The organism is Tunturiibacter lichenicola (assembly GCF_051013355.1).
Classification (GTDB): Bacteria; Acidobacteriota; Terriglobia; order Terriglobales; family Acidobacteriaceae; genus Edaphobacter; species Edaphobacter lichenicola_F.
Genome location: NZ_CP132944.1, coordinates 2,959,713 through 2,973,636, shown reverse-complemented (window position 1 = coordinate 2,973,636; position 13,924 = coordinate 2,959,713). Strand labels below are relative to the sequence as shown.

At 52.5% G+C, this 13,924-nt stretch carries 12 protein-coding genes; 5 read left to right on the top strand and 7 right to left on the bottom strand.

What is annotated here, in order from left to right; all coding sequences use genetic code 11:
• Window positions 1-47: 47 nt before the first annotated feature.
• Genes hutI through hutH form a run of 3 tightly spaced genes read right to left on the bottom strand, consistent with a single transcriptional unit; the run spans window position 48 to window position 4,449 of the window.
• On the bottom strand, window positions 48-1,274 hold the full coding sequence (hutI, locus tag RBB82_RS12690; RefSeq protein WP_433970892.1) for an imidazolonepropionase: 1,227 nt from the start codon (window positions 1,272-1,274) through the stop codon (window positions 48-50).
• Entirely contained in the window at window positions 1,271-2,929 is a 1,659-nt protein-coding gene (gene hutU / locus RBB82_RS12685; RefSeq protein ID WP_433970891.1) for a urocanate hydratase, read from the bottom strand. Before hutU ends, hutI begins: the two co-directional genes overlap by 4 nt.
• Window positions 2,926-4,449, bottom strand: coding sequence for a histidine ammonia-lyase (gene hutH, locus RBB82_RS12680; protein WP_433970889.1), 1,524 nt, complete (start codon window positions 4,447-4,449; stop codon window positions 2,926-2,928). The genes hutU and hutH overlap by 4 nt, the downstream gene beginning before the upstream one ends.
• Window positions 4,450-4,616: 167 nt before the next feature.
• On the opposite strand from hutH, the gene RBB82_RS12675 reads away from it, so the two are divergent.
• Window positions 4,617-5,081 carry an Lrp/AsnC family transcriptional regulator gene (locus RBB82_RS12675; protein ID WP_433970888.1) on the top strand — a complete coding sequence of 155 codons (465 nt, stop codon included), beginning with the start codon at window positions 4,617-4,619 and terminating at the stop codon, window positions 5,079-5,081.
• A 91-nt stretch (window positions 5,082-5,172) separates the two neighbouring features.
• Here RBB82_RS12675 and RBB82_RS12670 read toward each other — a convergent pair whose 3' ends face one another.
• Both RBB82_RS12670 and RBB82_RS12665 read right to left on the bottom strand, forming a co-directional pair.
• Entirely contained in the window at window positions 5,173-6,732 is a 1,560-nt protein-coding gene (locus RBB82_RS12670) for an MBOAT family O-acyltransferase (protein WP_433970886.1), read from the bottom strand.
• Window positions 6,733-6,736: 4 nt separating this feature from the next.
• Window positions 6,737-7,720 (bottom strand): hypothetical protein, encoded by a 984-nt coding sequence (locus RBB82_RS12665; RefSeq protein WP_433970885.1) that lies wholly within the window; start codon window positions 7,718-7,720, stop codon window positions 6,737-6,739.
• Window positions 7,721-8,207: 487 nt separating this feature from the next.
• Here RBB82_RS12665 and RBB82_RS12660 point away from each other — a divergent pair, with 487 nt between their 5' ends.
• The 4 genes from RBB82_RS12660 to RBB82_RS12645 are packed head-to-tail and all read left to right on the top strand — an operon-like array spanning window position 8,208 to window position 11,151.
• Entirely contained in the window at window positions 8,208-9,773 is a 1,566-nt protein-coding gene (locus RBB82_RS12660) for an HAD-IIIC family phosphatase (RefSeq protein ID WP_433970883.1), read from the top strand.
• On the top strand, window positions 9,766-10,008 hold the full coding sequence (locus RBB82_RS12655) for an acyl carrier protein (protein WP_433970882.1): 243 nt from the start codon (window positions 9,766-9,768) through the stop codon (window positions 10,006-10,008). Before RBB82_RS12660 ends, RBB82_RS12655 begins: the two co-directional genes overlap by 8 nt.
• On the top strand, window positions 10,005-10,421 hold the full coding sequence (locus RBB82_RS12650; protein ID WP_433970880.1) for a MaoC/PaaZ C-terminal domain-containing protein: 417 nt from the start codon (window positions 10,005-10,007) through the stop codon (window positions 10,419-10,421). Before RBB82_RS12655 ends, RBB82_RS12650 begins: the two co-directional genes overlap by 4 nt.
• Complete coding sequence (locus RBB82_RS12645; protein WP_433970879.1) at window positions 10,414-11,151, top strand: SDR family oxidoreductase; 738 nt, start codon at window positions 10,414-10,416, stop codon at window positions 11,149-11,151. The genes RBB82_RS12650 and RBB82_RS12645 overlap by 8 nt, the downstream gene beginning before the upstream one ends.
• 148 nt (window positions 11,152-11,299) lie before the next feature.
• Here RBB82_RS12645 and kdpC read toward each other — a convergent pair whose 3' ends face one another.
• Both kdpC and kdpB read right to left on the bottom strand, forming a co-directional pair.
• Window positions 11,300-11,872 carry a potassium-transporting ATPase subunit KdpC gene (gene kdpC, locus RBB82_RS12640; RefSeq protein ID WP_433970878.1) on the bottom strand — a complete coding sequence of 191 codons (573 nt, stop codon included), beginning with the start codon at window positions 11,870-11,872 and terminating at the stop codon, window positions 11,300-11,302.
• 7 nt (window positions 11,873-11,879) lie between these two features.
• A complete protein-coding gene (kdpB, locus tag RBB82_RS12635; RefSeq protein WP_433970876.1) occupies window positions 11,880-13,919 on the bottom strand; it encodes a potassium-transporting ATPase subunit KdpB in 2,040 nt (679 codons plus the stop codon).
• Window positions 13,920-13,924 lie beyond the last annotated feature (5 nt).

The following is a 13,924-nucleotide window of genomic DNA, read 5'->3' as shown; positions in this document are numbered from 1 at the left end:
CTCGTATAGGACACAACGATTGGGACGAAACCTTTCGGAAGACGCCATCACGGCGCAACCCTCTGTCCTCGAGCCCACACTTCGCGCACTGGGTTAGCACCGAGGGTATACACCAGCTCTCGCCAATCGCTTCCTTCAAGAACAAGAAAGTCTGCGTATAACTCCGCCTCAAGCCGGCCGATGTCTATGAGGTCCAGTGCGCACGCAGCATTCACTGTGCCAGCGACCAACGCCTCAGACGCCGTGAGCCCATTCAAACGAACTGCCAGAGCCAAAGCAGTAACGGCAGAAAACAAGGGGCTAGACCCAGGGTTGAGATCAGTCCCGACCGCGACTGCAACGCCTGAATCGATAAGTTGTCTACCCGGTGCGGCTGGTATCCCAAGGTGCAGTGAGACGCCAGGAAGAATGGTCGCGATCGTGGAACTGGAAGCAAGCAACGCGAGTTGCTCTGACGCGCAGGCTTCGAGATGGTCAACGCTCAATACTCCCAATCCGACCCCCAACTCGAGTCCTCCAATGCGTTGGAACTGCTCCGTATGAAGCTTAGTCTTCATGCCATGCCGCTTCGCACACTCAAGAATCTGCGCCGCTTCTTCTATATGCCACGCTTCCTGTTCGACAAAGACATCAACGGCCGAAGCCAGCCTTTGCGTTGCCACTTCTGGAATCAGGTCATTGCATGTATCGATAACGTACCGCGCTCGCTCTGCGGGATCAGAGGGGGGGATATGGATAAGTAGCGTCGATAGAAGTCGAGCGGGCGTCACTGCACGAAGCATCTGAATCGCTTCCAGCATTGCAATCTCAGCCGCTGTTGTGAAGCCATAGCCAGATTTGATCTCGATCGTAGTAGCTCCAGAATGGAGCAACCTATTAATTCGTGGCGCAGCCAAACACACCAGATCTTCTTTCGAAGCTGCCGCAGTAGCACGAATGCTACTTCGAATACCCCCTCCTGCCCTGAGAATGTCTTCGTAGCTTTTGCCCGACGTTCTCGCGTCGAAATCCGCAAGCCTGTCGCCAGCCCAAACCGCATGAGTGTGCGGGTCGATTAGAGCTGGGACAACAGCTCGTCCTTCTACATCGAACGTCGCCGAGGCTTGGCCATCCCAGTCGAGGAATCTCCCGACCCACGTAATACGACCGCCAGTGATGGCGATTGAGGCTTCTCGCATTACCTCTAACTCACGCATTGCGGCGCCGTGCTTCGGGGCGCTCCCTCGGGCTGTTGCGAGCTGCGAGATTCCGGTAATGAGGAGATCGGCATTCATGGGATGCTCGGTAGATCGAGACCACGCTCCCGCGCGGTAGCCAACGCCTTATCATAGCCAGCATCTGCATGCCGAATGACGCCCATGGCGGGATCGTTCTTTAGACAAAGTCGCAGTCGTTCTTGAGCCTCATCGCTTCCGTCCGCTACCGCGACCAGACCTGCATGCTGGCTGTAACCCATCCCAACGCCTCCACCATGGTGAAAACTCATCCAGGCTGCTCCGCTGGCAATTCCTGTTGCAAAGTTGAGAAGCGCCCAGTCCGAAACAGCGTCGGAGCCATCCAGCATTGCTTCCGTCTCGCGGAAGGGACTCGCAACCGATCCCGCGTCGAGATGATCGCGGCCAATAACAATTGGCGCTTTGAGTTTCCCCTCACGGACCATCTGGTTGAACAATAATCCAGCACGATCGCGTTCTCGATATCCAAGCCAGCAAATGCGTGCGGGCAGGCCTTGAAATGCCACTTGGCTCGATGCAAAGGTAAGCCATTCCTGGAGGCGCTTGTCCTCCGGAAACAGATCCAACAATGCGCGGTCGGTCGCGGCAATATCAGATGGATCTCCAGAGAGTGCAACCCACCGAAAAGGACCACGCCCTTCGCAGAACGAATCGCGAATGAATGCAGGGACAAAGCCGGGATAACAGAAGGCATCTACCACGCCAGCGAGCTTCGCTTGAGCACGCAAGTTGTTTCCGTAATCAAATGCGACGGCGCCACGTCGCTGCATTTCAATGATCGCCTGGACATGCTGAGCGATGGAGGCTTGCACACGCTCTCTATAGATGTCTGGCTGCCGAGTGCGCAAAACATTCAGATCTTCGTCCGCGCTAGCTACAGGAGCGTAGCCCCACATTGGGTCGTGCGAACTCGTCTGATCCGTAATGAGATCAGGGGTAAAGCCAAGTTGAATCATCTTCGGCAGCAACTCGGCAGCGTTACCCAGCAGTCCGATCGAAACTGCCTCTCTACGACTCTTTGCCGATTGAGCTAATCGAATAGCTTCATCGAGAGACTCAGTCGCTTTGTCCAGGTAGCGTGTCTCAATCCGCCTCTGAATACGGCTGGAGTCGACCTCGATACAAATGCTCACACCTCCAGCAAGTTTTATTGCAAGCGGCTGAGCACCCCCCATACCGCCAAGTCCCGCTGTAACGGTGATGGTGCCAGCAAGGGTATCGTTGAAGTGACGTTGCGCAGCACCTCGAAAGGTCTCATAGGTACCCTGCAGAATTCCCTGGGTGCCAATGTAGATCCACGAACCTGCTGTCATCTGGCCATACATCATAAGCCCCGCAGCATCGAGACGATCGAACTCCTCCCATGTCGCCCAACGAGGAACAAGGTTTGAATTTGCGATAAGAACACGAGGAGCAAGACGATGCGTCTCCAGCACACCCACCGCTTTACCGGATTGCACCAAGAGTGTCTGGTTATTCTCAAGGCGGTCGAGGGTCTCAACAATCTTGTGGTAACACTCCCAATTGCGCGCCGCTTTGCCCCGTCCGCCGTAGACGATCAGATCCTCCGGCTTCTCTGCGACATCCGGATCCAGATTATTCATCAGCATGCGCTTCGCTGCTTCTTGAATCCATCCTTTTGCCGACTTTACATTGCCACGCGGCGCACGAATTGGAGAGTAGCTCTCTATCACCGAACAGCCTCCCTTGCTTCAAGGTCTTCCAACTTGATGTCAAAGGCAGAATTCGCCAGAAAATTTGCCGACTCTTCCATCCAGATAGACAGCACACAATCCTCTCGCCACGCAGGAATACGAGTCCTGAAGCGGCTCCGCGCTTCCTCTAATATTTCTGTAGAGACATCGCCACGAATATCCAACGCACGTGTGGCCGCAAGTAACTCGATAGCAATCACCATTCTAGTAAGTGAGACAGCCTGTTCAAGTTTGAGCGCGGCAGTCATTCCCATGCTGACGAAGTCTTCCTGATTTCCACTGGTAGGAATTGATCCTGTCGATGCGGGCGAAGCAAGTACGCGCAGCTCCGCGACCAGCGCAGCAGACGTCACTTGAGCCATCATTAATCCAGACTCGAGCCCCGGGCTGGATGCCAGAAAGGCAGGAAGTCCTTCATTGAGACTGGGGTTGAGCAACCGCTCTGTTCGACGTTCCGATATTCCAGCCAGTTGGCACAACGCGATCGATAGGAAGTCCAATGCCAGAGCAAGCGGCGCGCCATGAAAATTCCCTCCCGAGATAATCGCGCCATCAAATACCAGCGGGTTGTCTGTTGCGCTGTTCAGCTCAACCTCAAAGACCTTGCGGGCGTGTAACAGCGTGTCCCAGACTGCACCATGTACCTGCGGAATACAGCGAAGGCAGTAAGCGTCCTGAATTCGACTACCCTCGCCGTGAGTTCTAGGAATCGAACTCCCTCGGAGAAGGCCAGAAAGATGTGCAGCACTCAGCAACTGTCCTTGGTGTGGTCGAGCTTCGTGGAGACGTGCATCAAAAGCAGCATCCGTTCCCCGAAGCGCTTCGATGCTGAGAGCGGACGTCGTTTGTGCCGAAAAAAACAACTCTTCAAGCTCATGTAAGCGCAGGCATCCTATCGATAGCATTGCCTGGGTGCCGTTCAGGAGTGAGATTCCCTCTTTTCCCAGTAGAACGAGCGGCGTTAGGCCCGCTCTTGAAAAGCAAACAGAAGCTGGCAATATTTCCCCATCGTACATCGCCCGGCCCTCGCCAATAAGGACGAGCGCCATATGGGCTAAAGGAGCAAGATCTCCACTTGCTCCGACACTGCCACGTGAAGGAATGATCGGGGTAATCCCGTGGTTCAACAAATCGCAAATTCGTTCCGCTACGACGGGCCGAATCCCCGACAATCCCTTTGCCAGGACATTCGCACGAATCAACATCATGCCTCGTACTACCGAGACGTCCAGAGGAGTGCCTACGCCGCAACAGTGCGAACGTATCAGGTTCACCTGCATTGCCTCGATTTCGGTCTCATCCAGACGAATATTGGCGAGCAAACCAACCCCTGTATTCAAGGCGTATACCGGTTTTGAGCCAGCCATTGCCTCCTCGACTCGATGACGTGAGTCGTTCATCTTTTTTAGCGCTAAGGATGCTATCCGAACGGGCTCCGCCGCCTTCGCCACCGCAACTACGTCTTCAAGTTTGAGATTTGAACCATCGAGATCGATCATGTCGCCGATGCTAAGCAAATTCGATGCGAAATGGAATGCAGAATCAGCTCTTATATGTCGCAAAATAAACGAATTCAACGGTTATAATTCGCTATAGAACGATAATCCACGGAAATCCGGATTAATTATCAACAATTGTCGGTCGCGAGTATCGGAAGGTTAATCACATGCCAGTCAACGAAGAAATAGACCAGATAGATAGGAAAATACTTCAAAAACTCGCCGAAGATGCTCGAGTTCCTTTCGCGGAACTTGGCCGTAGGGTTGGTTTATCCCCTTCTGCCGCTGCAGAACGTGTCCGCCAATTGGAGAGTCGGGAGTTTATTCGCGGATACCGAGCCGAGATAAACCTGCAGGCATTAGGCTATTCGGTTACTGCCTTCGTGCGACTTACCTGCGACGGCAGCCGATACAGGCAATTTTTGAAGATCCTTCCAACTCTTCAACCTGTTCAGGAATGTCATCACCTGACCGGAGGGGACGCCTTCCTGCTGAAAGTAGTTCTTCCTTCAATCACGCACCTGGAAGATTTGATCGAAAAGCTGCTCCCCTATGGAAACCCCACGACAAGCATGGTTCTTTCGACGCCTCTCGAAAGAAAACAAGTCTCCCACCTTTTAAACAACCTCTAAAGTACACCCAGTAACAATCGAGACCTCTTCATGTCGAAAGAGCTCGCGCACCCAGATCCAAGCCTAAGAATCTACCAGCACCTCGATAACGTTAGAACTGAAAGTAAAGGAAGCGTGTGCTTGTATCGAGCATCAGGAGAGATAGACCAAAAAGAACCATAAGCACGAAGCTCCAGGCGGCGGTCGGCCGCCACATGAGGCGTGGCAGCAGGCTAGATAGCCGTACAGTATCCCTTTTAAGCTGGCCAAGAATCTCTTGCGTGTTGGGTATTCCCCAAACGATGACGAAGCAAGCGGCGATGGCAACAGTTGCGGTTGATATCTTGGTGAGAAAGACCGACGTGCGCGGAATCTCCTGTAGCAGAGGATTACTGTTGAAGACCGGGCCAACGCCATGCACGCCGACCATGGTCCCAAGAATGTATACCGCGTCACGAACGCCGCTGGCACGAAAGAAGATGAGACTAACAACAACACATAAAAAAGTACCTAAGATCGAAAGGGGTACGGGCAGTTTTCCGTGGAGACTGCTGCCTTTGGGAGTCAGTAGGCGCCAGGCATGGTTGACAACAAGATAGACGCCATGGAGCAAGCCGAAGATGAGGAACTGGGCGCCTGCACCGTGCCAGATTCCGGCAATGAACATGGCAGTCATCGTCGGAAAGAAGATCATTTGAACGAAGCCTTCGAGCGTTGCCTGTGCCTTGCGACTGACCTTCTTACCTGCATCCATGCGGCGGCTATTTACCATCTGGAGAATGGGGGTATAGAGATACTCCGCAATATAACGCGATAGGGTCATATGCCATCGCTGCCAGAACTCGATAATGCTTGGCGCTTTGTAGGGCGAATCGAAGTTGATCGGAAATTCGATCGAGAACATGCGGGCCAGGCCAAGCGCCATATCCGAGTAGCCCGAGAAATCGAAGTAAAGTTGCATGCTGTAGCAGATAACACCGAGCCACGTACCAGTAAGGCCAAAGCTGGTCGGATGTGCGTAAAGAACATCTGCAAGTGGCGCAATGCGATCGGCGATAAGAACTTTTTTCCCAAGACCTAGAATGAACCAGGACAGTCCGAGCGCCATATCGTCGGAACGCAAGCTTCCCAGACGATCCCCCTCCAATTGCGGCATAATCTCGCGCGGGTGAATGATAGGACCGGCAATAAGATGCGGGAAAAAAGTGACAAAGACGGTATATGCGAGAATGCCCTGCTGCTTGGCAATACCTTGTCGGAGGTCAATCAGGTAAGCAATCTGAGTAAATGTAAAAAACGAGATACCCAAAGGCAGGAGGACATCCGCGAAACCGTGGCGGATAAGACCTTGACGATGAAAGAAGTTGAGCAACGGGAAAAGATACTTGAACCACGTCAGGAGCAGCAAGTTAGCAGCAATCGCGGTGAAAAGCCACCCGCTGCGGGCGTTAGCATTGCTTTTTGGGCCGACCATGCGTGAGAAGAGAAAGTTGAGAATGATCGAAGCTACCAGGAGCAGCAGATAGCTAGGGTTCCACCAGCCGTAAAAGAAGAGCGACACGAGAGCAAGCCAAGTTAGAAGAGCAGTTCGACCTAGGCGGCTAAGGAGTTGATAGCCCAGGAGGCTTGCTGGCAGGAAGAGAAGAATGAAATAGTTAGACGAAAAGAGCATGACTTCAATGGGCTCCTGCGAGCGACTCTGAGCTTAGGTGTTCCTCAATCTGCTTCGCAAGCATGTTCGAGAGATGCGCCGACCCCTCGGCGTTAACGTGCAACCGTCCATCGACGACGTAGACCGATATAGGCAACGTTTCCAGCTGATTGTCGATGACTCCCGGCAGTTGCTGCTGGAAAAAACGCAAGCTGGGATCGCAGGTAGCCAGGGGCGTAGCATCAACCAGAACCGTTGTACCGGCACGTCCATATTTCGAGCGCAGACCAGCGATCCATGCTTTGTCGGGTGGCGCATCACGCACAAGGTTGTCACATTCGGTGAGCGACGAGGAAGTCATGGGAAGCTGCCCGCTTGTACGATCACGCAGATGCTGAACCTCAAGAGACGCTGGTTTATTGAAAAGATTGATCAAAGTGAAACGCAAACCTTGTTCGACCCACGTTATAAGCTCGTTCGGATGATGTAATGCTAGATCGACGAGACTGGCCAGCTTATGGGGTCGTCGCATCCGGTACACGATAGCCTCGAATGGTCCGTTATGCTGGCTCTGGGGATCGAGATCTTCCGGTGCGAAATAAAAAACAAGAAAGCGCGGAGCCGTATTGTGTTCGAGATATGTGTCAAGCAGCATTGTGCCATTCAACATGGTCATCGGTTGAAACTCGGCAATGTTGCAAGTGCTGAGTCCGGTGCGTGCGCGAATCACGGAAGGATCGATGCCAACCATTGCGCTCGAGTCGCCATACACAAGAACTTGGCAGTTTGCCCCGTAAAGTTTGGCTCCGTATGCGACATTGATAAGATAAGTATTTTTCGAACGCAGCGCAAACCACTGTGAGGGCAGGATAAGGAGGGCCGCCGCCAGAAGCAGAAAGGGACATCCAACTAACGGCAGGAGATAAAGGTAGAGACGACGGCGTGTCGCCGGAGGCAGTGGAGAGCGGCGCTCCCTGGTTCCGTCGTCAACAGCAGATGATGCAACCATGAATCTCGTCCTGGGTTACGCGAATTCTTGCAAGAGATTTGGGTCTCGGTACACTCAGTTGAGTATGCCATAACGGCCGCAGCTCTCAAGCCGCCAAACGCGTATTCTTTTCATCGCAAACAGTCATATACCAACACCCATGTGGGCTGATATTTCCTGATGACCTTAGCTCCGAGTGCCGTGGATGTTATTTTGATAGAGCCGCGACTTCGCGCAGATTCATCAAAGCAGCAGATCTATTTTGCTCAAGGTCCAACGTACTTCGATTATGAATTCACCGACTTACTCCCTAACCGAGCTTTTGATAAAAAGACGCGGACTACGGCGCCAGCTTCTGACTCTTCACGGACTAAAAGACATACGAATTGCCATCCTCGGCGGCACGACGACGAACGAGTTAGTTGATCTGTTCGAAATCTTGCTATTACAAAGTGGCCTTCGACCTACTTTTTACCAGTCTGAATTCGGGCGCTACTATGAGGACGCTGTGCTCCAACCGGAAGAGCTCATCGCATTCAAGCCGGATATCGTATACGTCCATACATGTTCGTTGAACATACAGACCTTCCCTCAGCTCTCCTGCACGGAATCTCAACTACCCGAATATGTCGAGGCCGAAATGGCTCGGTTTCGAATCATGTGGCGGTCGTTAGGTGAGAAGATCGGTTGCCAGATAATCCAAAATAACTTCGAACTGCCGACTCATGCCGTCCTTGGAAATCTGGATGCAGTAAGCTCTGGCGGCGCGACTCGGTTTGTAAACGAACTGAACAGGCAGATGGCAGCCGAAGCGTCAGCGAATCCACGACTGACACTGCAGGATTTAAATGCGATCGCGGCTAGGATCGGGATGAACCAGTGGTCCGATCCGGAACGATGGTTTAGCTATAAGATTGCGACCTCAGTAGAGGGAACATTTGCAGTAGCTACATCCCTCACCGCATTAATCGGTGCGATATATGGGCGCAGTCGCAAAGTGCTTGTACTTGATCTAGACAATACGTTATGGGGTGGAGTCATCGGAGACGATGGCGTGGACAGAATACTGATCGGTCGGGAGACACCTGTGGCGGAGGCATACACGGCATTCCAGGAGTATTGCCTGAAGCTTCGAGATCGTGGAATTCTCCTCGCAGTATGCTCGAAAAACAATAAGGACATGGCGCAGGCAGGGTTTACGCACCCGGACTCTGTCTTGAAGTTGGAACATTTTTCGGCGTTTAAAGCGAATTGGGAGCCAAAGCACGATAACATCCTGGCAATAGCGCGGGAACTGAACTTAGGCACGGACAGCTTTGTGTTTGTCGACGACAATCCAGCAGAAAGAGCCATTGTTCAAGCTCAGATCCCGGGCATTGCAGTGCCTGACGTAGGCAATGAAGTCGCAAAGTATCCGTCAATCCTGGATGCCGGACGATTCTTCGAGCCCGTATCTTTAGGAAAAGAAGACATCGCTCGTGCGCAGTTATATGCCGAAAACTCACAAAGGACAAAGCTCGAGCAAAAATTTGCGAACTATGGCGAGTATCTCGACTCCTTGGAGATGACGGCAGAGATCGACACCTTCAGCGCAATCTACATGGAGCGTATTGCCCAACTAACGAACAAGACAAACCAATTCAACCTGACGACACGGCGTTATACTCTAGCGGAGATTCAAGCCGCTGCAGCAGACGGAAAACATGTCGGCATTTACGGTAAGCTGACGGATCGGTTCGGCGATAACGGGCTCATCTCTATCGTGCTTGGACGCCTGGACGAGACTGACTTACATCTTGACTTATGGTTGATGAGTTGCCGGGTTTTGAAGCGTGACATGGAGGTCGCAATGCTGGACAGTCTCGCGGAGCGAGCACGGCAGAAAGGTGTAACGAGACTAGTCGGGTACTACCTCCCAACAGCAAAAAACGGGATGGTCGCCGACCACTACGAAAAACTTGGCTTCTTGCTTGTTCAGCAGGACAACGTAACCGGAACAGTTTGGTCGCTTGACGTAACGACATACACGCCGAAAAGCCGTCACATCAAAATTTTGGAGACACCCAATGCATGATCTTTTGCCCGAAATCCAGGAAATCTTTCGCGATATATTCGACGATACCAGCTTGGTTATTACGCGCGACTCAAATGCCTCAACCGTCGAAGATTGGGATTCCCTGGCACATGTAAACTTGGTGACCGCTATCGAGAAGAAATACAAAGTCCGATTTGCACTAGGCGAGTTGCAAGAGTTGAAAAACGTCGGTGACATGATCGACCTTATTCAAGAGAAGCTCGCAACGAAATGAACACATATCGATGGGAAGAATTGAGCGTCGGCATGAAGCATGATTTCTCGGCGACCTTTACCGAAGATATGGCGCACAAGTTCGCGGAGATCTCTGGCGACGTAAACCCACTCCATCTGGATCGCGAGTATGCGTCTGCTATAGGGTTTTCCGCACCAGTACTTTTCGGAATGCTGACATCATCGCTCTACTCACGATTGGTGGGGGTATATCTGCCCGGCAAGTTTGCACTCCTCGAAGGAATCGATCTCGACTTTAACTCGCCAGCGTTTGCTGGAGAGAAGCTAACCGTACGAGGAGAGATCACATTCATGAGTGAATCGTTTCGACGCATGGAGATTAAAGCGACGATTCGAAGGGAAGACAAGAAACTGGTTTCGAAGGCCTTGATAAGGGTGGGAATGCATGCCTGAACTGGTTTTGATTACGGGAGCGTCATCGGACCTCGGCATTGCCCTCGCACGGCAACTGCTTCAGAAGAATGAGGAAATGACCATCATCGCCCACTCCTACAAAGGCGGAGCGCGGATTGAAGCTCTGATAGCGGAATTCGGTGTACGCGTGCAATCAGTAGAGGCTGACTTTTCGGATATTTCTTCAGTCGAAATGATGTCCGATGAAATCGGCAACCGTTTTGGAATACCAACGCAGATCGTGCATCTACCAGCGTTGCGATTGGCCTATGAACGGTTGGCGAAGTTTAACTTGGAGCGATTCCGAAGAGACATGGCGATCCAAGTGGAGGCAGCTGTAGTTCTATTGAAAAAATTCGCGCCGAAGATGGCGAAGCTCCCCGCGGCACGGGTGGTATTTGTAGTGTCGAGTGTGACGCGAAACTTGCCGCCAAAGTTTATGGCTATGTATACCGTGGTGAAGTATGCGCAACTAGGCCTCATGCGGGCGGCCGCGGCAGAATTTGCGGTGACCGGTCTTACCGTTAATGCTATATCTCCAAGCATGATTGAGACCCAATTTCTTGAAGAGATCGGCGAAGTGGCAGTTAGGTTGAGTGCAGCGGCAAACCCAAAAGGACGTAATGCTATGCCAGTCGATGTGGTTGGAATGATCGAATTTCTACTGTCACCGGCAGCCAGTTATATGACGGGTGTCGATGTTGCGATTACTGGCGGAAGCCATACATAAAGGATGTCTTCTAGAAACAGCGGATCTCAGTCTCTTTAGCTGGGTAAATTTCGGCTGGAGCAAGTCAACAATTTGACCCATCTCAGATGAGAAATATCGCAACGGAACATCTAACGTTCTGCCACTCCTTTTACCCGTCTAAAAAACATTATGGTAGGTCCGTTTGTCGATCCAGGTCGAGATTCAGCATTAGAACGTTGACGCGAGGCTCCCCTAGGAAGCCAAGCTGCCTTCCTTCGGTGTGTTGTGAGATCAGCTTTCGAACAGCGTCCTCCGAAAGGTGGCGTTGCGCGGCTACACGGCCTACTTGGAACTCAGCCGCCGCGAGCGAGATGTCGGGGTCAAGACCGGATCCGGAAGCAGTAACCAGATCGACAGGAACGCCGCTTCCGGGATGCTCGGGCTGAAGCACAGCAACGTCCCCTGCTACGCGGTCAATTAGCTTTTTGTTCGTCGGAGCATAGTTCGACCCACCCGAGTTGGCAGCATCGTATCCATTGCCTGCCGACGACGGACGCGAATGGAAATATCGAGGAGCCGTGAAAGACTGTCCAATAAGGCGTGACCCCACCAACTGCCCATTTCTCCGAAGCAGCTGCCCGTTTGCCTTATCGTGAAACATCAACTGTGCCAAACCAGTGACGACAAACGGATAGACTAAGCCAAAAATAATGGTAGTGACAACGGTGTAGAGTACAGCGGTGATTAGATTGCGACGCATAAAGTCCTCAAGCCAAATGAATGGCGGTGATAAGAATGTCGATAAGCTTGATTCCGAGGAACGGCGCGACAATACCGCCGAACCCATACAAAATCAGGTTGCGACGTAGCAGCGCAGCAGCCGACATCGCCTTGTAACCAACTCCTCGCAGAGCCAACGGAATTAGTCCCACGATAATCAACGCGTTGAAAATCACAGCGGACAGAATTGCCGACTGCGGTGTCTGAAGGTGCATGATGTTGAGTGAGTTGAGCACCGGAAAGGTCGCTGCGAACATGGCCGGGATAATTGCGAAGTATTTCGCCACGTCATTGGCAATCGAAAAGGTCGTCAACGCTCCGCGCGTCATCAACAACTGCTTCCCAATCTCGACGATTTCAATCAACTTGGTCGGGTTCGAGTCGAGATCTACCATGTTCCCGGCTTCCTTCGCAGCTTGTGTACCTGTGTTCATGGCAACACCTACGTCGGCCTGCGCCAACGCTGGAGCGTCGTTGGTTCCATCACCAGTCATCGCGACCAACTTACCTTCAGCCTGCTCACGGCGGATCAAGTCCATCTTGTCTTTTGGCTTCGCCTCAGCAAGAAAATCATCGACTCCCGCCTCTCGAGCAATAGCAGCCGCAGTCAGAGGATTGTCGCCCGTAATCATGATCGTCCGGATGCCCATTGACCGCAGCTGAGCAAAACGTTCCTTCATACCACCTTTAACAATGTCTTTCAGGTGGATAACGCCGAGCGCCTGACGATTCTCAGCCACTACCAAAGGAGTCCCTCCGCTGCGCGCAACGGTCTCAACGGCTGCACGCACCTCATCTGGCAAACTGCCACCGTTCTCCTTCAGGAACGCAGCGATCGCATCGGTAGAACCTTTGCGGATAACTCGACCATCGAGATTTACGCCGGACATTCGCGTCACAGCACTGAAGGGAACGAACTCCGCCTGTAATTCACTCAACTCGCGTCCGCGAAGACCATACATCTCTTTCGCCAACACGACGATACTGCGTCCCTCCGGAGTTTCATCTGGAAGTGAGGATAACTGAGCTGCGTCCGCAAGCTGGTCTTTGCTCACACCGGGTGCAGGAATGAACTCCGCCGCTTGGCGATTGCCTAACGTGATTGTGCCTGTCTTATCAAGCAGCAATGTATTGACGTCTCCAGCGGCCTCAACAGCGCGGCCAGACATTGCCAGCACATTGTGCTGTACCAACCGGTCCATACCGGCAATTCCAATCGCCGACAGCAATCCACCGATAGTCGTGGGAATCAAACATACAAGCAGTGAAATCAACACAAACACGGATTGGGGCGCAGTTGAGTAGAGCGCAATCGGCTGCAGTGTGACCACGGCCAGCAAAAAGATGATGGTCAATCCTGCGAGCAGAATATTCAGAGCAATCTCGTTCGGTGTCTTCTGCCGCTCTGCGCCTTCAACCAAAGCAATCATGCGGTCCAGAAAAGTTTCACCAGGATTCGATGTAATGCGAACTTTGATCTGATCCGACAACACCCGAGTTCCACCAGTCACCGCTGACCGGTCGCCACCAGCTTCACGAATCACCGGCGCCGACTCTCCAGTAATCGCCGACTCATCTACAGAGGCAACGCCCTCGATCACCTCACCATCCCCAGGGATCATGTTGCCCGCGATTACAAAGACAACATCGCCTGCCCTCAAATCCGAGCTTGGAACGTCCTCGGTGCTTCCATCAATACGAAGCCGTACCGCAGTTGTCTCGGACTTTGCGCGGCGCAGAGCATCCGCCTGCGCCTTGCCGCGGCCCTCCGCCATCGCTTCGGCGAAGTTCGCAAAGAGCACTGTGAACCACAACCACAGTGTGATCTGCAGGTCGAATCGGAAAGAGCCATGATGTAACAAGACGTCGCGAAGCAAATAAATGGTAGTGATGACGCTACCAATTTCAACTACGAACATGACCGGGTTCTTCATCATCGTACGAGGATTCAGTTTGATCAGCGCATCAATCAGCGCGCGACGTACGATCTTTGTATCCCATAGGGAGCGTTTGCGAGTGTTTGCCATTTTGT